The 23,778-nt window shown below is 38.3% G+C and carries 13 protein-coding genes and 1 riboswitch; of the genes, 9 read left to right on the top strand and 4 right to left on the bottom strand.

The window, feature by feature from the left end:
* Positions 1-124: 124 nt before the first annotated feature.
* Together H6607_09240 and recO are read left to right on the top strand one after the other, a co-directional pair.
* Positions 125-2,410 carry a hypothetical protein gene (locus H6607_09240; protein ID MCB9262545.1) on the top strand — a complete coding sequence of 762 codons (2,286 nt, stop codon included), beginning with the start codon at positions 125-127 and terminating at the stop codon, positions 2,408-2,410.
* Positions 2,410-3,135: a DNA repair protein RecO gene (gene recO, locus H6607_09235; protein MCB9262544.1), complete on the top strand. Its 726-nt coding sequence runs from the start codon at positions 2,410-2,412 to the stop codon at positions 3,133-3,135. The genes H6607_09240 and recO overlap by 1 nt, the downstream gene beginning before the upstream one ends.
* A gap of 13 nt (positions 3,136-3,148) precedes the next feature.
* On the opposite strand, the gene H6607_09230 is transcribed toward recO, so the two are convergent.
* The gene (locus H6607_09230) at positions 3,149-3,595 is read right to left on the bottom strand and encodes a hypothetical protein (protein ID MCB9262543.1); all 447 of its coding nucleotides are present in this window, start codon (positions 3,593-3,595) and stop codon (positions 3,149-3,151) included.
* 98 nt (positions 3,596-3,693) lie between these two features.
* The gene (locus tag H6607_09225; GenBank protein MCB9262542.1) at positions 3,694-7,800 is read right to left on the bottom strand and encodes a caspase family protein; all 4,107 of its coding nucleotides are present in this window, start codon (positions 7,798-7,800) and stop codon (positions 3,694-3,696) included.
* A 103-nt stretch (positions 7,801-7,903) separates the two neighbouring features.
* On the opposite strand from H6607_09225, the gene H6607_09220 reads away from it, so the two are divergent.
* From H6607_09220 to H6607_09195, 6 genes are all read left to right on the top strand, one after another.
* Positions 7,904-8,374: a YbjN domain-containing protein gene (locus H6607_09220; protein MCB9262541.1), complete on the top strand. Its 471-nt coding sequence runs from the start codon at positions 7,904-7,906 to the stop codon at positions 8,372-8,374.
* 72 nt (positions 8,375-8,446) lie between these two features.
* The gene (locus H6607_09215; protein ID MCB9262540.1) at positions 8,447-8,992 is read left to right on the top strand and encodes an RNA polymerase sigma factor; all 546 of its coding nucleotides are present in this window, start codon (positions 8,447-8,449) and stop codon (positions 8,990-8,992) included.
* Positions 8,982-10,244, top strand: a complete 1,263-nt coding sequence (locus tag H6607_09210; protein MCB9262539.1) for a gliding motility-associated C-terminal domain-containing protein — start codon at positions 8,982-8,984, stop codon at positions 10,242-10,244. The genes H6607_09215 and H6607_09210 overlap by 11 nt, the downstream gene beginning before the upstream one ends.
* 101 nt (positions 10,245-10,345) lie before the next feature.
* Positions 10,346-16,036: a PKD domain-containing protein gene (locus tag H6607_09205; GenBank protein MCB9262538.1), complete on the top strand. Its 5,691-nt coding sequence runs from the start codon at positions 10,346-10,348 to the stop codon at positions 16,034-16,036.
* 79 nt (positions 16,037-16,115) lie between these two features.
* Positions 16,116-16,216: riboswitch (SAM riboswitch) on the top strand.
* A gap of 37 nt (positions 16,217-16,253) precedes the next feature.
* Positions 16,254-18,893 carry a methionine synthase gene (gene metH, locus H6607_09200; GenBank protein ID MCB9262537.1) on the top strand — a complete coding sequence of 880 codons (2,640 nt, stop codon included), beginning with the start codon at positions 16,254-16,256 and terminating at the stop codon, positions 18,891-18,893.
* Positions 18,894-18,948: 55 nt separating this feature from the next.
* Positions 18,949-20,049 carry a glycosylase gene (locus tag H6607_09195; protein MCB9262536.1) on the top strand — a complete coding sequence of 367 codons (1,101 nt, stop codon included), beginning with the start codon at positions 18,949-18,951 and terminating at the stop codon, positions 20,047-20,049.
* Here H6607_09195 and H6607_09190 read toward each other — a convergent pair whose 3' ends face one another.
* Complete coding sequence (locus H6607_09190; GenBank protein MCB9262535.1) at positions 20,050-21,516, bottom strand: glycoside hydrolase family 28 protein; 1,467 nt, start codon at positions 21,514-21,516, stop codon at positions 20,050-20,052.
* 203 nt (positions 21,517-21,719) lie between these two features.
* On the opposite strand from H6607_09190, the gene H6607_09185 reads away from it, so the two are divergent.
* A complete protein-coding gene (locus H6607_09185; protein MCB9262534.1) occupies positions 21,720-22,529 on the top strand; it encodes a hypothetical protein in 810 nt (269 codons plus the stop codon).
* Here the strand turns inward: H6607_09185 and H6607_09180 are convergent.
* Positions 22,523-23,740, bottom strand: a complete 1,218-nt coding sequence (locus tag H6607_09180) for a pentapeptide repeat-containing protein (GenBank protein MCB9262533.1) — start codon at positions 23,738-23,740, stop codon at positions 22,523-22,525. The genes H6607_09185 and H6607_09180 overlap by 7 nt on opposite strands.
* Between the last annotated feature and the right edge of the window lie 38 nt (positions 23,741-23,778).

Here is a 23,778-nt window from a genome sequence, read left to right as displayed (position 1 = left end):
ACAAAGGTAGTTTTTATGACTTTTAAAGGGATTTAAACATACAACAATTTTATATGAAATGCGTTTTTGAACATGATTAAAATGTCGTAACCCATTTATCCCTATGTTTGTAATGAAGAAAATGATGTCGAAAAAAGTCTGGTTTTGTTGGTTTTTACTTTTCTCTACTGCGGTGTTTGCCCAAAAAGAGGAAGTGCCTGTGGGTCATTGGAGAATTCATTTGCCATACAATGCAGTAAACAGCATTGCCGAAAGTCCATCGTATTTGTATGTGGGTGCAGAACGTGGTTTTTACAGTTTTCACAAAAAATCGGGTGAAATGCAACTGTATGGAAAAACTAACGGTTTTTCGGATGTTGAGGTGCAATTATTGAAATATCACGAAGGTCTAAACATCTTGTTGGTGGCATATAAAAATACCAACATTGATATTTTGCAGGGTAGTTCTATCTATAACATATCCGACATTCTCCGCAAATCGATTATTGGCACCAAAGAAATTAATGACATTCATTTTGAAGGAAATTTGGCCTATTTAAGCTGTTCATTTGGCATTGTTGTTATTGATTTAGAGAAAAAAGCCATAAAAGATACGTATCTCAATATTGGATTAAACGGTATTCCAACCAGTATTTTTTCTGTTGCTTTTTTCAACGATTCCATTTTTGCAGGCACAGAATATGGCATTATCAAAGCTGCGGCAAACGGGAGTAATTTAAGCGATTTTAACAGTTGGGAAGGGCCGATAGAAATGATTAACAACGGGAAGGCTCATTTAATGAGAAAATTTGGAGGAAAAATTTACTGCGATGTTGGCAAATTCGTGAGAGTTTATGATGGTTCGAGATGGATGTTTAAAGGAGACACTATACCCACCTACCGACCCATTACCCAAAGCATTGAAGTATGCCACAACCAATTGGTTATTGCTCAAATTCCAGACAGTTTTGTGGGTGGAATAACCATTGTTCAACCCAATGGAACCGAAAGAGTTGTAAAAGAAGTAACGTTCAACTTTGCCATTCTTGACCACGAAAACAGTCTTTGGTTTGGAAATGATTTTTCAGGATTAGTTCGGCGAGATATAAATGGAAACTATAGCTACACCCAACCCAATGGTCCACAGCGGGCAAGCTCATTTTCTATGACAACCATTGGCGATGAACTTTGGGTGGCAGGAGGCGGAATATCTGCCCAAGGAAGCCCAGTTTTCAACAAAGCAGGTTGGTATAGATTTGAAAACGGACTATGGAAAAGCAGACCAAATATTCCTGCCCTTTTGGGTTCGTATGATTATGTAACCATAGCATCCAATAAAGCCGGAAATGAGGTTTTTATGGGGTGCCATGGTTTTGGATTGGTGCATTTGTATAACGATTCTTTAAAAAATATTTACACCGAACAGAATAGCCCCATTAGAGCAAACAAGGGAGAATATAACATTGTAGATGGCCTTGCAATGGATGAAGCCGACAACCTCTGGATTACGAACTATCAAACAGATAGTTCACTTTTGATGAGATCCAACAAAGGAATTTGGATTAAGTATAAAATTCCATCAAACTCATCGGGCAAAATAATTATTGATGATTTTGGTAGAAAATGGATAGTTACCGGAGATTTGTCTGCCGGAATGGTGGTGTTTGAAGAGGGAGAAACCAACCAACCCAATGATTTTAGAACATTATCATTGCGAAATATTGAAGGTCAGGGAAGTTTGCCTTCAAATAAAGTGAACGCTATTGTAAAAGACAAAGACGGTGAAATTTGGATAGGAACCGATGAGGGTTTGGCCGTGTTTTATGTTTCTGGCGATGATGTATTTCAAAACCCTGATAGAGTGCAGGCCAGAAGATTTATTATTGATGATGGCAAAGATGTTGGCTATTTGCTTGGCACCGAAGTGGTAAACGATATAAAAGTGGATGGGGCAAACAGAAAATGGGTAGCCACCAACACCGGCGTTTGGCTAATAGCCGCCGATGGCTCAGCAGTTGTTAACCATTTCACAGAGCAAAATAGTCCACTTTTAAGCAATCAGGTGCATTGCATTGGAATTATAGATAAAACCGGAGAAGTATTTTTTGGTACTGATAAAGGCATTGTGAGCTTTAGAGGTGATGCCACAGGTGGCACAAACGTGCATGGAAAGGTAATTATCTTCCCAAATCCTGTGCGTGAAACCTACAAAGGCCCTATCACCATATCTGGTTTGCCCGAAAATGCTACTGTAAAAATCACAGATATTTCAGGAAAACTCGTTTATGAAATGGTTGCCAATGGTGGCACTGCCATTTGGGATGGAAATAATTTTTCGGGGCAGAGAGTGCAAACAGGAATTTATCTTTTTATGACTGCCAACAACGAAGACAAAGACCCGCATGTAACCAAGCTCTTGCTTATTAATTAATGCTGGTTAAAACAAATGGAATAATCATTAAGAACACCAACTTTAAAGACAATGGTGTTATTACCAAAATATTTACCAGCCAATTTGGGATTCAAAGTTTTGTTTTAAACGGAGTTAGAAATCAAAAGGGGGCAATAAAACCTTCACACATATTTCCGCTAAACTTGGTTGAAATGGTAATTTACCGAAAAGAAAATGCTAATATTCAACATATCAAAGAGTTGCGTTGTCATCCACCGTTAAATTCTCTACACTTTAATGTGCTTAAAAATGGCATTGCATTGTTTATTTCAGAAATTTTGAATGCCAGCCTTACAGAAGAAGAGCCTAATGAGGAACTGTTTTTATTCTTACAAAACTTTATCATTGTTCTTGATCTTGAATCGGAAAAATTGGCAAACTATCCTCTCTATTTTTTAATGCACCTGTGTCGGTATTTGGGTTTTTACCCAAAGGGAATATACAAAGAAGGCCAACTATTGAATTTAAAGGAGGGCTTATTTGTTGATAGTGGTTATCAAAACACAGAATGCATTGATGCCAAAAGCACACTAATGTGGCGAAAAATGATGGAAATAAGTTTGCATGAATGGTCGCAAACCCACCTCTCTAAACAAACCAGAACCACTTTGTTAGATCAACTATTGCTCTATTATCAATATCACGGCTTGCATGGCAAAGCCATAAAATCGCACAAAGTGCTTCATGAAGTTTTTGCAGTGTAATTTGCTTAAAAAATCAGATAGGCTTTACGTGAACTTTATAAAAAACCTCAAGACTCTCTGAAGATTGAGGGTCACGAAAGGTGTAATGTCCGTTATCATACTGATTTCCTCTAAACTTTAACTGAGGCCCAACGGCTTTCACGGTCCACAAATCATCAGAGCTTGTATAATATTTATGCTGAAAAATAACGAAGTCATTTTTGCCATCTTTTTCAAGGGTAACCCACATTTCTAAATGCAACACCGTGCCATCATCTAAGGTTGCAATTGCCAGTCGTTGTGTATGGTTTTTCATTTCACCTTGCAACTTTACTTTTTTGTTAAAATGCAATGTATCACCATCATAAATTACCTGAGAAATTTCGATTTGAAACTCTAACTTGGCAGAAAAAACTTGATTAGAAGTAAAACATAATACCCCAAAAACCAATAAGAACGATTTTACCAATTTTTTGAACATAACAGTAAACATTAAAAGTAATAACTAAGTAGTAGTAGTGGAAAAGTTCGCAACGAATATTTCCGAACACAAAGTAAAATAAAAAAAATTGAAAAAACCTAATTTAGTTCCATTTTGGGACTATTTTTTCCCGATTTGGTAACACCATTGCGTTCAACATACTTCAAAATAAAGTCACCTTTGGGGTCGTGACTGCCAAAAGAACCGAAACGAGGGTGAGTAGGAATTTCTGCATTTGGTATGGAAGATATGGTTTGCAGATTGTCGGTAAAATCGTCAAAGGTTAATAATCCGTTTTTAAAATCTCCTTTCGATTGAAGGGTTTCAATTATTTTTTTTGCAAAAACACTTTCATCTGGCACATATTCTATTCCGCCAGAAGTGGCAAAAACACGTGAAGTATATTTCAGTTTGTCATTCACAAAGCTTTGCTGGCTGTCTCTAATTTGTTGTAAAGAAGTGCCCAAGCGATTATAATTTGTGGTAGAGGTATTTTTATCGAAAGCCTCGCCTCCATAGCATACATCTAAGGCAACAAAAATGTGTTTGCAGGCCAACGTTCTATCAAGGTTTTTTACAATAAAGTCGTATGGAATGTATGAATCCATGGTTGGGTCATCCTTTTTAGAATCGGCACATACAATATGTCCGCCAAGCGAAGGGTCGAAATGGCCATGTCCGGCAAAATAAACGAACAATTGATCTTTTGAGGTATAGTTTTTTCGGAAGTATTCCAACAGCTTTTTCTTCATTTCATCTTTGGTGGCATCCAGCACTATTTCAACAGAAAAGTCGTAATTGCTTCTCAGTAAATTTGCAATGGCTTCCACATCTTTTTGCGGATTGTCCAAGCTATTCCATTCATCAAAATTGCTGGTAGCAAACATTAGTGCATAGTTGGTTTGTGTTTCTTCTTCAAGTTTTGGTTCTTCATTCTCTATATGAGTAATATTAACCAAAAAGGAGTCGGTGGCCACATTTCCTTTTTTGTCGATGGCCGAAACCACCACCTTAGCCCAATCTCCAACAGAGTGGAGATTATAAACGAATTTGCCATTTTGATTAAATTCAATATCTAAGCCGTTTATTCTTATTTTGTCTATTCCGCTCTCATCCAATGCTTGGCCGGTTAGTTGATTTTTAACTGTAACAAGTTTTGTTTTTCCACCTCGTTTTCCTTCTCCCCCCACGGCATTCGGCACAAAAATCATTGGGGGTATCGTGTCAATAGAATATCCCAAAGAGCTGGTAAAAGTTAACGGAAAATCAACCCCTGAGCTATAGCTTTTGAGGTCAAATTTCAAATTTCCGGCACTTAAATTTCCATACATATAGCCTTCCAAACTTTTGGAGGTGATAAATGAAATTTCCTTTTGGTTTGATGCACTTATTTTAACGTAGTCAAATCCGTTGTTCCATTGAGTGGTGGCACCACCGCTAAGCCCTTGAATAAGGTAAGACGTGAACAAACCACCTTGAGTGGCCGGCATTTCTACACGCCCGTCAGAAACCAAAAAGGTAATGTTTTCGGCATTGAATACATCGCCCAAATCTCGTTGTTTCGCAATAAAATCAGGTACAATTTGTGCATTTGCAGCATCTATCAGAATGAGTTTTTTATCTGCCTGCATGCTCGAAATCCAAGCCAATAGTTCACGATTTTTTATGGTGTCGGAGTGCAGAATAATGCCATTAAAATTTTGAGGACAATATCCGCTAAAGTAAAGGATAAAACAGTCGCCGGGTCGTGAGTTGGCAATAACTAAATCAAAAGATTTTTTCAACTCCTGTAAAGTTGCTTTTTCATTGACAAGCGATACCACAACTGAGGTGTCAAAAATGAGTTTCGACTTTGTTTTTAATAATTCGGCTATTGCCAAAGCATCATCATCGGCAGTAGTATAGCTGCCCAAAGCATCATTCACTCCCACCGAAACAATAAAAACAGTGCTGTTTTGATTTTGACTATTCAATTTTCGTTGAGCGGCATTTTGCATTTTTTGAAACATATCCTGCATCACCTCATTATCGAGCCAGTCATATTCATTTTTAATGGATTCAATGTCACTAATTTCGCTTTCTACATCGTCCAAATATTTACGACTTATGTCCCAAGCTTTTGTGTATCGCGACAACCCTTCCTGGTGGTTGCCCAATTTATAGTAGTTGTATCCGGCATATCGATAATACGACCGCAGTTTAAATTTGCTGAAATCTTTAATATCTTCGGCCAAAACAGATGCTTGGTCAAACTTGACGGCCGCATCCTGATATTTTTCGTTGTCACTCAGTTTTTTGCCTGTTTCATAGAGTTCTTTGGCCTCGATTAGGTTTTTAAAGTGATTATTCCACAAGTTCAGAAGGTATTTTTTCTCAGAGCTAAGCAACTCCGTTTCCCAACCATTTTCGATAAAAAAATCCAAGTCAGCAATTAAGCCTTTCTCAAAAACGGCCTTTGATTCTATATGTTCCATGAGGTAGTCATATAGCTTTCGGGCTTTTGCATGTCGGTTGGTTAGCAGCATGCAATGAGCATAATTCATAATATATGTTGGGTTTGAGCTGTCTAGCAAATAGGCGGTTTGCAAATATTCTTCTGCCTTTGCAAATCGACCCATTTTTAGCATTGTCCAACCATAACTTCCATGCCCATCGGCATATTCTGGGGCACTATCTATGGCCACCTGATAATGTTTTAGAGCTTCGCCAAAGGCTTCTTTTTCGAGATAAACATGACCCAACTGCAAATGGGCATACCAGTAGTTGTCGTATTTTTTGATGATTTTTTCATAGTCTGATATCGATTTATCATAATTTTTAGCACTTGATGCAATCCAGGCTTCTATCATTTCGTAGTTATAGACTTGTGAGGTATTTTCATTTTGGGTAACGACATTTTTCCAAATACCTGTTAAACTGTCGGCTTGCGGGAATTGGTTTTGATTAACATAATCGTAGATAAGTTGGTTTATTTTGTCATAATCAAAACCGGCCACATCCAAATATCTACTTCTTGTTTCAAGCCAATTTTTCAACTCGTCAGTGGTAGAAATGCTCTTATATTCATCCAGCAAGTATCTGGCTTCATTATCTCCAGTGGGCGTGCTGTTTATAAGCCATGTGGCATACGTTTCGTCGATTCTATAATTGCCCCCCATATATTTTGCCGGAAAAGCTTTCACAAATCGCAAGAAGGCAGAGATGTCATCTCTTGTGCAAAGCAACATTGCATCAATGGTTCCGATATTTTTAAACGCTCCGTCGGCAATGGTTGAATTAATTTTAGAATACATTTCGGGGTCTTCTTTGATGCTTTTGGCTGTAGTTTGAACTACATCAACCATCATGTCTAAAATGGCATTTTCTGAGGCTTCCGAAATAATCTCTCCAATGGTGCCAATATTATACATCCCAATTTTGTAATCGTCGGTAAAAACGATATTGAGTTTGGCCATATCAAAAAGTAACCCTTTGTAAATTTTCTCTCGAACAAAAGTTTGAATAAAAATATGGTCTTTAGGTTGCAGTGTTATTCCTTTTTCTTTGGCCGTTTTGTCAATAACCACATAACCTTCAGAACGCCCATAATCTACTTTGGTAATAACAACTTGCCCGAAGTATGTATTTCCATTCTCGCTGTTTTTTCCACCCATATAGCTGGTGATAATGCTTGCCTTTTGACCCAATTTTATAGAGTCTCGAGTGCCGAGTTTAAAACTGAACCAAGTGGTGTCGAGAGCTGTTTTTAGCACTTTATCAATAGGAAAATGCACCATGACGGATTCCATTTTTTCAGAAGTAGCCCGCAAAAAACTACTTTGATATTTCAAACAGGAATCGTAAAAATATGATGCTTGTTGGCGGGCGTTGGAAGCCATAGCACCGTTTTTGGCTTTTGCATAGCTAATGGCAGCCCGATAAAACATTTGAGAAGCCGAACCATACGTGGATTCGGAAATTAAACCTTGACCACTGTAATAAAAAACTTCGCCAATGAAATTTCGATCGGCATTTTCGCCAAGATTACCTTCCAACTCAATAGCATCAGCAATTTGTTTAGCCCACTCTTTGAAGTCGCCCTCCGAATAGGCTTTCTTTGCTTTTGTAAATGCCTTACCGGCTTTTTCCGAATTTTGGGCGGATGCTGATAAACCAAGCAACAACGTGGCAACAACTAAGCAGATGGGTTTGCACATTCGAATCATTTAACCTATACCAAAAGTATCCAAAATTAGCTAAATTATTAATAAAGGATTAGAATAGTAAACGATAAAAAAGTATTCGGATTCAAAAAATTAATTTTGCCCCATGGAGTTACAACCCTTTTTTGACACAGTAGAAGATGCCATACGAACACTTGGTGTTGACCCCGAAATAACCCGATGCGAACAATCCGGACAATGGATTTTGCAACGCGGAGATGTGGAAATTTACATTGACGTGTGGCAACCCCAAACCCACAACCAATGGGAGTATTTTAGAGATGAAGAACCTGCAACCGTTTTTCAGGTGGTGGCTCCTGTTTGTTATTTGCCGGATAGCGAAGAAGAAAAGAAAGATTTTGTGAACGAGATTTTGCATATAAATCATCACCTTTTTTATGGCTGTTTCACCATAAATGAGCAAGAAAATATGGTGGCCATAAGCTTTAAAAGATTGATTGAGGGGATAAACAGAGTGGAGATGATAGAACCCATAGAGGCCATTGGTTTTTACGCCGAAAATTTCGGCAATTATTTTCCAACGAAATATTCTTTAAAAAAAATCGAAAAAAATTAAAAGTTTAGGCAACCTTTCAAATTTGGTTTTCATCTAAGCAACCAAAGAGAAAGAAAAAAATGAAGGCTTTGCATGGCAATAGGCAAACAAGATACGGAAAAGGAGCTGATAGAAAAATGTTTGCAGGGCAGTCATGCCGCTTTCAAAAATTTGTACGATAGATTATCAGGAAAAATGTACGCAGTAAGTTTACGATATATGCAGCAAACCGATGACGCACAAGATGTGTTGCAGGAAGCATTTATACGTATCTTTAAAAATCTTGGTAAATTCAAATTTATCGGTTCGTTTGAAGGGTGGTGCAGAAAAATTGTGGCCAATACAGCCATTGAAGCCATCCGAAAAAACGGTAGAATAAAAGAAGACAACTTTGAAATATTGCCCGAAATGCCTGTGGATGCCAAAAGCTTCGAAAGGCTTAAATACAATGATTTGATGAGTTTGGTGAAATCACTTCCAGATGGATACAGAAGTGTTTTTAACCTTTATGTATTAGACGGATATAGCCACAAAGAAATAGGAGAAATGCTTGGTATTAATGAAAACACAAGCAAAACCCAATTATTTAAAGCCCGATTGGCTTTGCAAAAAAAAGTGAAAGAACAGTTTGGAGAATAACAACAACATAGAGCAATTTGACGAGTTTTTCAAACATGCGTTTGAAAGCAGTAGCATAACACCTCCGCCAAGTGTTTGGCAAGGAGTTTCGAGTGCTACATCTTCTTTTGGCACCGCGACCACCACGAGTTCTTGGCTTGGCAAACTTGGCGTAATGAAGGCTGCGGCTTTGGTAACAGGGGTTTTAACTGCAATCACGGCGGGCGTTTTAATTTTAAGTAACAAAGCAGAAGAAACTCAAACAAATCAAATTGAAGCAGGGCAAACTACCAAGACAGAAAATGTTTTACCTACAAAAAATGATGCTAATACAGTTTTGGTGGAGGAAGCTGAAAAACCAACTTCACCAACAGATACAAAAGCCGATAATAGTACTAACCAAATTAATACGAACAATAGCAAGGGCAATGTCGGAGAGCCAAACCCTACGGTAGGTGTGGAACCCAAAAATGATTTGTCAAAAGCCAAAGAATCGTATCAGAAAAACCCTAAAACGAGCAACCAAACTACACAACCTTCTATTACTTGCAATACTTCAAAGTGCTGTATTAATCAAATAGTTGAATTAAAAACTAACCACCTTAAAGACGTTGTTTGGTACAGAGATGGAAAAGAAATTGGTAGCGTTGGAAGCATTACGGTTTTGATGGATAAACCTGGCAATGTTACCTTTTTGGCCAAAGGCCTGAATGACAATGGTTTGGAAGCCAAAGTCGAAAAAAGAATAGCTGTGTATGAGGCAAATGCAGCTTTTACACACCGTCAAACAAAGGGCCAAATGAGCCTTGAAGCTAAAGCCAATGCACTAAAAAGTCAATGGTTTAAAAACAATGTGTTGGTGGCCGAAAACGTTCCGAAAATTACCATTGAGGGAAAATCGAGTGAAACAGTAAAACTAACACATATCTTAACCAACGGAAGTGGCTGTGCTGATACAGCAGTTGAAACCATCACTTTTAATCCGTTTTGTGATGCAGAAGTTACCATTCCATACAACATTATTACTCCCCACGATATGGATGGGAAGAATGATAATTTTGAAATAAATCTGCCCGAAGTAGGATATTTTTACTTGGTAATATACAATTCGGCATTTCAAAAAGTGTATGAAAGCACCAATCAAAATGAGGTTTGGAACGGAAAAATGTTTAACTTGGGAGAACCTGTACCTATTGGCGAATACACATATACACTGGTTTATGGCTGCGACGGGGGTACAAACAAAATGGTGGGCAAATTGACAGTAAACTAATGACAAGAAAAAATTTGAAAAAAACAAAAAATAGCGATAATATAGCGAGCTTAATTTTTGAAGAGCTCGGTGGATTAACCCGATACACAATGTTTATGAAGATGAAACAACAAAAGTTTAAATTTTTTGGCTACTTAGTTATCCCAATTCTATTGCTCTTGGGTTCAGTTGATTTAGCCACGGCTCAGGTATGTAGCCCTGACTGGGTTCCGGGAAATGAGTGTGAAAACTCGGCGGTAAAGTTTCGTGCAAACTCGCCCGGTAGAAACACGTATTTGTGGAAATTTGGTGATCCCGCCAACTCATCCAGTACGGAAAGGGATCCTTTTTTTACGTATCCAAAAGCGGGAACCTACACGGTAACATTTTCGGCGGATGGTCCTGCGGGTCCTTGTAGTAAGACATTTAACATCACAATTAGGGAAAGTCCGATTGCCCGTCCGTTTTTGATAAAATCAAAACAACAGTGTTTTAACGGTAATGAGTTTTGTTTCATAGACAGTAGTACGGCGGCTTCAGGAAGTAGTATAAAGAATATAATATATCTTTTTAGCGATGGTGCACGATACAGTTTCGTTAGTTCGATTTATGGTGACACCCTCTGTCACAGCATCGTTGATAAAAAGGGTGGGTGGTTTAATTTGAAAGTGGAGATAGAAGATGCTAACGGCTGTATTACGGAGCATTACGTAAATAATGCATTTAGAGTATTCCCGCACCTTGGCGTGGAAATGAGCAGTAACTCTCCAACAAAATGTGATTCTACGGAAGCCACCATTACAAACAAAACGTATGCTAACTGGCAAGATTCGCAAGATGTAATAGGCTTAAAAGACATTGCCAAGTTTACTTATGATTTTGGTGACGGCACCCAAGTGGTGGGCGACTCGGTTACAAATACACAATGGTGGACCGGTAAAAATGATGATGGTATTCTGAAAAAATGGTACTATAAAAATGGAACATTCAACGCAAAATTGACCGTGGAGTCAAGATTTGGTTGTACAGAATCATTTACTTACAAAGCTGCGGCTACCAATATTTATCTACGTCCGGTTATTTTGGCTGATTTCGATTCATCGTGTACGGATAACCCAACCGTTAATTTCAGTTTGAAAGACGGCCCAGTAGCTGGGGGTAAATTTTTGTGGAACTTTGGTGATCCACCATCAGGGCCAAACAACTTCGACAATAAGTCATGGACTCCCAAACACAGCTATGGTGCGGGTCCTTGGATGATTTCTATCAATATTGTGGCCGGACCTTGCGACATCATGGCGTTTGATACCATCACAAAATATGGGCCATCTTCAGCTATCGGGGTTGCATTCGACCAAATCTTGGAAAAAGAAAAATATCAGTGCATAATTCGCGATAGTGTTCACTTTAAGAATCATTCATCTTGGTATCACGATGATGCCAATTATTGGGATGAGGACAGTACGCTTATATTCTATCTTCAAGCGTTTTCGGTGCAAAAACATAAAGTAACACAGATTGACAGTATTTTTTACTATGCCAATAAGGTAAATGGTACGAACAAGGATACGTTGAAGAAAAAATATGCCTTAACCGATGTAATCAGCCTAAACGGATATACAATTTACTTTGATGCAACAAAAGATTCGTTGATGATTATAAATCCAAGCAACGACACTTCGGCTTTTAGTAAAACGTTAGCTGGTTTGGGTGCAAAAAGACGTTATGTATTCAACTATAAAGAGGCAACAAGAACGGGCAATCAAAAAGCAATTCCTGATCCGCCAAATACCGATTACCGATTTAAGGATCATGTTTTGAGGCTTTGGACGTTGGGAGATAATTTTGCTTCGCAGTGTACCACAGATACAAAGGCCAATAAAAACGTAAATCTTAACTGTAATTTCACGCGTGATTCGTTGCCGGTTCACTGGTACACACCTTGGGATGAAATTTACAAATACCAAAACAATGGTCAGTTTTATCTAACCCCTGCCACTCAGACAAGATTTAGTAGAAATTCGAGAAAGTGTTTCCAAGTTTCCGTTTATCCCGCAGATACCGTTAAATTCCCTCAAACAGTGGTACTTTTTGTTCCGTTTGATTCTACTGCCACGTTTAATATTCCATATACCGATTCATTTGGAAATGCCAAAACGGATGTGGTTACCATAGTCGGAGGAAAGATTTATCCGCAAGATACATTCAGGGATAATTACCGATTAAAAGTGTGGAGACCGAATAGTGTTTATAAGGGAAGTGTTATCAACACAGTTATTTGGGAAGACCAAAACTACTGGATACCTGGCGGAACAACGATTAAAATTAAAAACCTTAAGAATGGAAATATTCGTACTGCCAGTGGTCCAAAATTGGAAAAAATCAAAAAGGATGAGCAGTTTGAGGTAAAAACCGGAGATTCAATCTTATCAAGAAGTTTGATGAAGATAAATGCAGAAAGAGTGGTAATAGCTGCTGCCAGCACCATACTGGTTGATACTGTAATAAATGGCGTTGCCACTACTGTCACTCGTTCAGCGATAATTATAGACTCAGCATATCATAGAGATGCATTTTTCAAAACCAATGGACAATGTAACACAGTAACACTTTGGCATAAAGACACCGTTCATCCAGATAGATGCGAACACTCTGCTACCGACAACCTGGCTTTATTGCCTCCAAACGCAAAAGGATTGAAATGGGAATCTGGAGTTCCTTGTCCGGCAGATGGAAATAAATTGAATTATTATTTGCAATTTAGCATGGATGACACTAAACCCGGTTGTTCGCAACAATGGTTTGAAGTTAACTACGACTCTTTGACAGGGCCTACAAACTGGTTAAACTACAAATCAGGTAGTGTTTTAGCTCCTCCTCCTCCAGGTAGCCCAATACCCTTTGTGCTTCCTTATGATATTATTGGAACATGGGGCAACAAGTTTACAAAGGTTTATACTGCCGGTGAGGTAGGCAGCGATCCAAGTAAACGGCCAAATGGTTCATTTACCATTGGTTTAGTAGTTGGAAACGGACCCCCAAAATTTAATGCTGCTGGGCAACCCATTGCTCCGGAATGTACTGACACGGCTTGGTATAGCGATATGTTTAGATATATGTTTATGGATGCCGCTTTCGATATACTTATTCCACAAAACAAACCGCGTGCTATTTGTGCCGGAGAAACTGCCTACTTCCGATTGGTTAATCCGATTCAAGACAGCATTGCCTTATTGAGATGGAACTGGGGATACCCAACACGAACATCTGGATACTACGAGCAATTTGTATATTTTGCTCCATACAAAGGTCCACAAGCCGGACGAAATGATGCAAATGCAACAGGATGGGACAAATCCAAAAAATGGTTGTACAACTACGTTGTCCGCCATGATGTGGATGAGCTATTTGGTGATGTGTTGATTGACACCATAGTTACGCGTATCTACAGAAAGTGGGATGTAAAAGTAAACACCTATGCGGCAGATAAAATTTTGGTTGACCTATTAAAAAGCCTGAATTTGGAAATTGAGGATGTGAAGGATGATTTACCTTATATGTTGGGCGATGGAACATTTGGATGTATCGACACCACAGGCCTTAGCGAATATTTTGTATTTGGCAAAATAGGCATAGCAAAGGATGTTTATACTGATGGTCAATACAAATATCACTATACCGATGCGAGTCACACCAATAAGGAAATCGTTGAAGAAATATTCCACTTTAGGGACTCTTCGCTGCAAGGATATGATACATTGGTTGCTCCTTATGATTTGGTTGGAACCGACACTATTTTCAAACGAGGCTCTGTAATACCGGGGGTTTATAAATTCAAATATGTTCATCCGGAAGTTAGACTGAACTTCTGCGACCCCACAAAACGCGATACCTTCTGGGTGCGGTCAAACGGACCAATGACCCCGAATCTTTTCCTTAACAACAATGTGGGTTGTGAAAAATCAGACGCCAAGTTGTTAAACGTGGGTTACTTAAACCAATTTAGGTTAGCATCTGAAGCGGTTTGTGCCGGAATGGAGCATTTCCTATATGATAGTATTAGGTACTGGCAGTATGGTGATGATGCCTTCCCTGATTATTACCCAATCGATCCACGTAAATTTTGGGATGATGGTATTCGATATTCACAAAATAAAGAAATCAAGGAAATTGACTGGAACTATGGCGATTCGGTAAAAGAATTTGATAGAAGCTTAAAATTCTTCCATACCTATGATGAGCCTGGTGAGTATTTGGTGGCTATTGCCATGAAAGATTCCATTGGTTGTAAAGACACAGCCTTTGTTACGGCCTTTGTTACCAAGGTGAAAGCCAATTTTGAAACCAATCAGGCAGCTGGGGGCGACCCATGTGACGGTATCATTTCATTCTATGATTCAACTGTCGTATTCGACCCATGTAGAGGAAGAGACACCTGTCCGAATGGTGTATATGATCCGTGCGACTATGTGGTTGCGTGGGATTGGAATTTTGGTGACGGATCAAAAAGAAGCGTTCTACAAAATCCTTCGCATGACTATACATCCAGTGGATGGTTTACTGTAAAACTGGTGGTTCACACCCTCTTAGGCTGTTCAGACACAGTCGAAAAGCAAATATTTATTGCCGGGCCACAACCGCGATTTGAGTTTAGCAATCCAAACAACCCATGGGGTGAGGATTCAATAATTATATGTAAAGGAGACAGGGTTTCTCTTAATAATATTAGCAACGACCCAATGTTCGACCCATCATGGATTCTTTATTGGGGTGATGGAAAAATAGGTTCCACTAATGATATTAATAATGTGTTTTCACATGCCTACGACACCGTAGGAACATTCTATTTGTCACTATATATGGAGGATAAAACAGCTACTTCAAACGTGAAGTGTAATAGAATTTTCCCTGATACCAGCACAAAAGATGGCAAAATACCAAGAAAGATAAAGGTTATAGTTCAACCATTGAGTCCTGCTGTTTTGGATATATCTGATACAATTGTGTGTATAGATCAGTTGGTAACATTTACTGACAAATCAGATAGTTCTTTATACCAATATCGACAGTTCTCCTTTGGTGACGGTGATACTACGACAGTTTCAAACCCAAAGATAGATGCAAATCATGCTTATAGTGCTGTAGGAACGTATAAGGTTGTATTAATACCAAATTACGACTTGCCACCTGGAGACTTTACACCAAAATGTATTGGCACCGATAGCGGATTTGTTACGGTAGAGACAGTGAAAGCTGATTTTGACACAACCCGTACTCCAGATAAACACGGATTTGTATTCAAGAATACATCTGTAAATGGTAAAACATTCACTTGGATTGTTGAGGGTCAGAATAAAACAATATTCACTGTTGACATGAATGATATGAGCGATTATGAATACAACTGGGGCGAATCACTTGGTAAATTTGAGGTTTGTTTGGTAGCGATTAGCGAGATAGGTTGTCCGGACACAACTTGTAAAATTGTGGACAACAGCTTTATTATTGATTTACAACTTTACAACGTATTTACTCCAAGTAAAGATGGCGACGGCGATGGGCTTAATGACGTTTTCGTAGTAGATGCTCTTGGTTGGGAAGAGTTTGAAATGAGCATTTACAACAGATGGGGCGAGTTGGTTTACAAAACCGCTGATCCTAACATTGGTTGGGATGGAACGGTAATGAATAAAGGAACTAAATGTCCTGCGGGTACTTACTTCTATGTGGTAAACTACAAATTAGAAAACCGCGATGAAAACGATGGAGGTAAAAACCGAAGCGGTACGGTTACCTTAATCTGGGAACAATAGATTTTAATTGAATAAATGCAAAGTCCCGAATGCGAAAGTGTTCGGGACTTTTTTGTTATTGAAATATGTATCTTTGTCACCGTTATCAAGAAAGACGGAGGGAATAGGTCCTGTGAAGTCTTGGCAACCTGTAAAACAAGGTGCTACATCCTATTCGCTAAGGAGCGAAAAAGATAATTTCGACAACACAATTGTTTTTCTTGGATAACATATTAATATGAACGAGAAGAATAAAATCTTAAAACTGAGTGGTTTAGAACCATTAAACGTTACAAACCAATTGAACTTTGTAAACATTGGAGAAAGAACCAATGTAACTGGCTCACGAAAATTTGCCCGACTAATATTAAATAATGAATTTGATGAGGCACTTTCTGTTGCACGGCAACAAGTAGAAAACGGGGCTCAAATTATTGATATAAACATGGATGAAGGAATGCTTGACGGCAAGGCATCCATGATAAAATTTCTTAACCTTATTGCCTCCGAACCCGACATCAGTAAGGTTCCAGTAATGATAGATTCTTCCAAATGGGAAATTATTGAAGCTGGTTTGCAATGTCTTCAGGGAAAGGGTATTGTAAATTCCATTAGCTTAAAAGATGGCGAGGCGGAATTCATTGCAAGAGCAAAAAAAATTAAGAAATACGGTGCGGCCACTGTGGTTATGGCATTTGATGAAACCGGCCAAGCCGACAACTTTGAAAGGCGGATAGAAATTTGCCAACGCAGTTACGACATTCTGGTAAATAAGGTTGGTTTTCCTTCTCAAGACATCATTTTTGACCCCAATATTTTGGCCATTGCCACCGGAATGGAAGAACACAACAACTATGCAATTGACTTTATTGAGGCTACTAAATGGATTAAAACCAATTTGCCAAATGCCTTGGTAAGTGGTGGCGTAAGCAACATTTCTTTTTCATTTAGGGGCAACGATACGGTGCGAGAAGCTATTCACTCCGTTTTCCTTTATTATGCCATAAAAGCCGGAATGGATATGGGAATAGTGAATGCCGGAATGGTTGAGGTGTATGACGAGATTCCAAAAGATTTGTTGGAAAGAGTGGAAGATGTGGTTTTAAACAGACGGCCGGATGCCACCGAAAGACTAATCGAATTTGCCGAAACGGTAAAGCAGAAAGGAAAAATCATTCAGAAGGATGATGAGTGGAGAAAACAATCGGTTGAAGAACGGCTAAAACATGCCCTCATAAAAGGAAATACTGATTTTATTGATGCCGATACAGAAGAGGCAAGGACAAAACTTTCATCGCCATTAAAAGTGATTGAAGGACCTCTGATGGATGGTATGAATGTGGTGGGTGATTTGTTTGGTTCGGGTAAAATGTTCTTGCCACAGGTGGTAAAATCGGCGAGAGTAATGAAAAAATCAGTGGCCTATCTTATGCCGTTTTTAGAGGCTGAGAAGCAACAAGGCGAAACCCGTGGCAAAATATTGTTAGCCACTGTAAAAGGCGATGTACATGACATTGGAAAGAATATTGTTGGTGTAGTTTTGGCTTGCAACAACTATGAGATTGTTGATCTCGGGGTAATGGTGCCGGCAGATAAAATTTTGCAAATGGCCAAAGAAATTAATGCCGACATCATCGGATTAAGCGGCTTGATAACACCCAGTTTGGACGAAATGGTGCATGTGGCAGAAGAGATGCAACGCCAAAATTTTACAAAGCCATTGCTCATTGGTGGTGCAACGACATCGCGAGTACACACAGCCGTTAAGATTGCCCCTAAATACAAAAATGCTGTTATTCATGTAATTGATGCTTCCAAAAGTGTTCCTATTGTGGGTAGCTTGTTGTCGAAAGATTTGGGGAAAGAAACAATTGAAAAATACAAAACCGAATACATTGCATTGGCTCAAGAACACGGCAGACGGCAGGCGACCAAAGAAATACTAACATTTGAAAAGGCTTTTGAAAATCGGTTAAAATTAGATTGGGAGAATTTTGAATCAAAGATTCCTCAACAACAGGGTGTTGAAACCCATAGTCCATCGCTTGAAACACTGAGAAATTATATAGATTGGACTCCTTTTTTTCAGGCTTGGGAGCTTGCCGGTCGGTTTCCACAAATATTGAGTGATGAGGTTGTTGGCAACGAAGCAACAAAACTTTATAACGAAGCACAAGAGATGTTGAACCTTATTATTAATGAAAAACAGTTCATAGCCAAAGGTGTTTCCGGTTTGTTCACAGCCCATTCTGATGGGCACAATATTCATTTGCCAAACGAAAAAATAACGTTCAACTTTTTGCGGCAGCAACGAAAAATGGCAGATGGAATACCAAATATTTCGTTGGCCGATTTTGTGGCTCCAAAGGGAAAGAATGATTCTATGGGTTGCTTTGCGGTTTCCATACATGGTGCGGAAGAAATGGCCAAACATTTTGAAGAGGACCACGACGATTATAAAGCTATAATGACCAAAGTGCTTGCCGATAGATTGGTAGAGGCATTTGCCGAATATTTGCATGAAAATGTAAGAAAAATTGGGTGGGGGTACGACCAAACGGAGAATTTGGAAAACGTTGATTTGATTCGAGAAAAATATATTGGAATACGTCCGGCACCAGGCTATCCAGCCTGCCCCGACCATACGGAAAAAGGAAAAATTTGGAAATTATTAGAAGTAGAAAAAAATACGGGAATGACCCTCACGGAGAGCTTTGCAATGCATCCTGCTGCCTCCGTTTCCGGTTTTTATTTTAGCCATCCAAAAAGTAAATATTTTGCTGTGGGTAGAATTGGAAATGACCAATTGCAGCATTACACGGAGCAAAAAAATGCCACAATTGAGGAAGTGGAAAAATGGCTAAGCCCCAATTTATAGGTATGTCTAAAAAGTCTTTATTTTGGGAAAAATGAAACTTTGGGGAACACTTTCAATGTTATTGGTTTTTGGATGTTTTTTTAACAGAGGCCCCAAAACCTCTCAAAATACGGCAGTTTCTGACAAACAAATGCAAAAGGTGTTTAATGAAATAAAAACACCCTATAAATATGGCATGATATTGATTCATGAAGACACTTCGAATATGATAGATTGCCCAACCATTTTCAGAAAAGATAGTCTTTGGTATATGACGTTTTTAACTTTTAACGGAAGAGGTTACGAGACGTGTCTTGCCAAAAGTGAAGACCTATTACATTGGGAGCAATTAGGAAAAATTCTTCCTTTTATGAGCGAAAAACGGTGGGATTGGAATCAGGCGGCTGGCTATCCGGCGTTGGTTGATCATACATGGGGTGGAAACTATGGGTTGCAACAATTTGAGAACAAATATTGGATGTCTTATTTTGGCAGCAACAGTGAGGGTTACGAACGTGGTTTGCTTTCAATTGGTATGTCGTTTACCGATAAAAATCCCACGGAACCTCATGGTTGGCAACGGTTAGAAAATCCTATTATGACCACCCGAGATAGTACAACAGGATATTGGGAAAACAAAAAGTTGTACAAAAGCAGCATAATTTGGGATAGGGAAAATATTACAGGAAAACCATTTGTGATGTACTACAATGCTGTGGGTGATACATCCTCAAAAATAAATTGGGTGGAGCGTATTGGAATGGCCGTTTCGGATGATATGATACATTGGGAGCGATATAAAAACAACCCCATTTTGCAACACGAAACAGGACTCACCGGTGATGGCGTTGTACAAAAAATGGGAGATTTGTATGTTATGTTTTATTATGGGGCTTTTTGGCCTGCTGAGCGAAAAGATGCTTTCAATCGTTTTGCTTGTTCTTTTGATTTGGTTCATTGGACAGACTGGAAAGGCGAAGATTTGATAAAGCCATCAGAAGACTATGATATAAAATATGCTCACAAGCCGTGTGTTATAAAATGGAACGGAGTGGTTTATCATTTTTATTGTGCCGTAAATGAGAAGGAACAGCGGGGTTTGGCCGTGGCTACTTCAAAAGATTTAGGAAAAAGTAACTTGCATTTTGTGCCGATAAAAAACAAACTCAAAAGATAATTATTGCATTTTAACTGGTGGTTCAAAGACAAAATGTTCTTCCTTTTCGTCCTTTTTAATTTTTACAAATTTTGTATTCAAATTCTTGACATCATCAAAAATAACAGCTGGTCTATAATCGGTATGCCTTATTTTTAAACGCACATTTTCTAAAACTAAACCATCAATATGTCTAAAATAAAAGCCCCAAGCAGGCAGCTCTCCAAACATTGAAAATTCGGGGTATTCTTCTATTTTTTCTGGCACATCTTTTAATCGCCAAGCAGGAATATTTGCATACGAAGCATTGCCTCTACCGGGATAGGTAATAGAGATGTTTCGCAAAACTACATTTTCAACCATTCCACCCGGAATACCAGAGACCGATGCAGGGAAAACATTGTGAAAAAAAGGTAGAGCGGGGCCTGGAAGCGGGTAATAGTAGTCTGGTTGTTCAAACGGAATTTCAGCTTTCACATGTTCAATTAAAATGTTTCGCAGTGTTCCAATCGGGTTGTTATACTTACCGCGATGATTAAGTTTTATAAAAATTGCATTTCCAGTGTTTTTGGCTTTAATGTTTCGCACGGTAATGTTTTCAACCAATCCTCCTTCCCAATTTTCGATGGCAATAGCCGAGCGATACGTGTCGTAAATAAAAATGTTTTCGATTAAAAAATTAGTAAAACCGCCATAAGATGAGGTACCAAGTTTTACCGCACTTGCACTCGACCGAACTTTGCAATTGGCCACATAAACACTATCGCAACGGGTGTTTATATTATTTCTGATGTATGATTTGAAACAAATTCCATCATCCGAAACATCAAAAAAACTATTCGTAATCTTCACATTTTGGCAATCTACTATATCAATTCCATCGTTATTCCAGTAGGTATTACTCAATACTCTTATGTTGTTTATAGTGAGATGTTTACACATATCATAACACTGCAACCAACTTGAGCCATTTTGTATGGTTATGCCTTCAATTCGAACATTTTTACAATTTACGAATTGAATTATTTGCGGTCGAACATGTGCAACAGGACGTTTTTCTTGCAACTGATAAAGCGAAGAGTCGAGCATACCTCTATAAAAAAGACTGTCGAGATAATGGGCAATAGCAGCACCACTCCCATCAATTGTTCCCTCACCGGTAATTGAGATATTTTCAGCATCTTTAGCAATAATTAACGATTTCCATTTGTTGGTGGCCGTTGTATTTGAAACCCATTTTAACTCATTCATATTTTGAGTTGATTTTAACATAGCCCCTTTTTCGAGGTGCAGTTCCACACCCGATTTTAAAAAAATGGTACCCACAGTATGCGTCCCTTTTGGGATAATAACTTTACCCTGACCAATGGAATGCAAACTGTCGATGCATTGTTGAATATGTTGAGTGGAAAAGAATTTTGCTTTGTCGGCAAAACAATTAAGCGAAAACAACAGAAAAAGGAAGCCCGAAATACACTTTGAAAACATACAAACAATATTAATTATTTTTGTTTCGAGTGAAAAAAGGATTATCAATAAAATACGCACGAATAATCGGTTTTATAGCCGTAATTACCTTTTGGGGGTGTCAAAACCAAAAGCAAAATTGCTCCACCCCTGAAGAAACCTTCAACAAACCATTAGCCGAAGTAGTAGGAGTTAAAGCCCTTTTGGCAAGCCGATTTAAGAATTTGGACGAATTGAAAAAGGTGGTGAAAATTGAGTATTTGAGGGGAGGAGAATCAGCTATGTACAAATTACCTGCTGTAAAATTGAAATATGGAAATGATACAAAAAAAAATCACATTCAATTTGTATTTGAAAATGGGATATCTCAAGGTGATATAATAAAAGCAAAAGAAGGAGATTTTGCTTTAAGAGTCAGATTTGCCCATCAATCTCCTATTGCAATTGCAATAAGGGAAGAACTCAATATGGTAAATAAGCTTGCTCGAAGACGACCAAGTTTATTTGGGGAAGGAGATATAGCCTTCTATGATTTGGCATTAAAATCTGTCGCAAACATTTCAAATCCTAATTTGGCGTTTAAGACAGAAGCGGATAGTCTTGAAAAAGGATACACTAATACATTCAACCACTTCACAGCACAAGCCTTGATTACAACCTTATGTTCTGATACGGTTGCAGACTTCGTTGGGAATGTTCATGAGAGATATTATATGCCGGAGCTTTTGACTGGAGAATTTACGGAGCAACAAATTGTTGACCCCAATATCAATCCAGTTGACAATTACGTTGATTTATTTAACAACGAACTAGGGCAAATTTTAGGAAAATACTTAAAATCAAAATACACTATTTCCAAAGAAACATATTGGACACCTTATCTTCTAACAAACTATTTAAATGATGTTCAGAGCTATTATGCATGGTCATTTAATGTCTCATTTTATCCTTTTAAACCGCATGATGACTTGATTGCCAAGTTTACCGCAAAGATCAACCGAGTTTCCCAGGGGATGTCTTTTTCAGATTACTGAAACGTTTTTGGTACAAGAAAATATTTAAACAATCTTTCTTTTTCAGGGCCAGAAGAATCTGTTCGAATTTGATACTCTTGTTGGATTTGTTCACTATTAGAAATTTCCCATTTGCATAAATCCTCTAACCAAGATTTATTAACTTGGATTTCGTTCAAAATAGCACTGAAAATGTTGGAATGAGATATATCGGCGTTTATGATTGATGAGGATGAAAGATCTGTTTTGTCAAAATTGACCATTTTCAATTTAGACCAATCCAAGTTAGCCCCTTTAAGTTGGGCATAACTAAAGTTTGAATAATTAAGATTTGAAAAAGAGGCCTTTGCTAAAGAAACATTAGAGAAAGTAAAATTTGTATTTTCACTTTCTGCAGCGTTCATATTACAACCAATTAGGCTCGAATATTCTAAATTAGACCACGACAAAATGCACCGATTCATATTTGAAGAGTCAAATACACTTTGTCGAAGATTCGCCCCCCATATATTGGCTTCTTTAAGGTTACTTCCGCTCAAATTTACCTCATCCATTTCTGCACTTTTCAAATAACTATTGCTCAAATCAATGCCGCTTAGATCCATTTTTTGAAGGTTGGCTCTTGGTAAATAGGCTTGAGCGAAAGACACTTTTTGCTTGATTTTCTTGAAGCTATTGCTATCCAAATTCATCATCAAAATGGCCAAAAGTAGCTGACCTTTTTCAGGACTGTAGCTTTTTTCGGTTAGGCTATCTCCATCAAATTGGCGACTTGGTTTTAAAGTTGCCGTCAAAGCAGAAATTCTCTCGATTGCGTGGTCGGAAATTATTTTACCATTGCCAGATTCAAGCCTTAACTGATTTATAATTTCATTTAGAATCACGGCCTGATTTTGACTTGTTATAGAATCGGAAATTGCTTGTAAATCGGTGGCTCTTTTTTCGCTTTGTTGGGCATTTAGTTGTAGCATTTTGTTTTTGGTCAACAGGGTAATAAACAATGCCGAAAATGCAATCAGACCAACAACAGCCCATTTTTTGGGATTACTTATCCAAAGTTTAGAACCTACTTTATTCAACAAAAAGTAGCATAAAACAATTGCTGATGCAGTAACAAAACCAATCCAAAAGTTGTATTTTTCATCAATGTATGGTAGCCGCAAATAGCCAAGAGCAAAACCTACCACAAGGCACACCAACACAACAAATATTCGGATAATAAGCCGTTTCACGCTGTAAAAATAGCATTTGAGGCATATTGTTCAAGTCA

The sequence above is a fragment of the Flavobacteriales bacterium genome (assembly GCA_020635395.1).
Lineage (GTDB): Bacteria > Bacteroidota > Bacteroidia > NS11-12g > UBA9320 > UBA987.
The sequence above is the reverse complement of the archived record's forward strand: the minus strand, read 5'-3'. Positions and strand labels throughout refer to the sequence as shown.

Bases quoted from the DNA above. Each gene is read 5' to 3' on its own strand.
- recO (MCB9262544.1), top strand. From the start codon at position 2,410: ATGCTGGTTAAAACAAATGGAATAATCATTAAGAACACCAACTTTAAA.
- H6607_09205 (MCB9262538.1), top strand. From the start codon at position 10,346: ATGAAACAACAAAAGTTTAAATTTTTTGGCTACTTAGTTATCCCAATT.
- H6607_09195 (MCB9262536.1), top strand. From the start codon at position 18,949: ATGTTATTGGTTTTTGGATGTTTTTTTAACAGAGGCCCCAAAACCTCT.
- H6607_09230 (MCB9262543.1), bottom strand. From the start codon at position 3,595: ATGTTCAAAAAATTGGTAAAATCGTTCTTATTGGTTTTTGGGGTATTA.
- H6607_09220 (MCB9262541.1), top strand. From the start codon at position 7,904: ATGGAGTTACAACCCTTTTTTGACACAGTAGAAGATGCCATACGAACA.
- H6607_09240 (MCB9262545.1), top strand. From the start codon at position 125: ATGTCGAAAAAAGTCTGGTTTTGTTGGTTTTTACTTTTCTCTACTGCG.
- H6607_09215 (MCB9262540.1), top strand. From the start codon at position 8,447: ATGGCAATAGGCAAACAAGATACGGAAAAGGAGCTGATAGAAAAATGT.
- H6607_09225 (MCB9262542.1), bottom strand. From the start codon at position 7,800: ATGATTCGAATGTGCAAACCCATCTGCTTAGTTGTTGCCACGTTGTTG.
- H6607_09190 (MCB9262535.1), bottom strand. From the start codon at position 21,516: ATGTTTTCAAAGTGTATTTCGGGCTTCCTTTTTCTGTTGTTTTCGCTT.
- metH (MCB9262537.1), top strand. From the start codon at position 16,254: ATGAACGAGAAGAATAAAATCTTAAAACTGAGTGGTTTAGAACCATTA.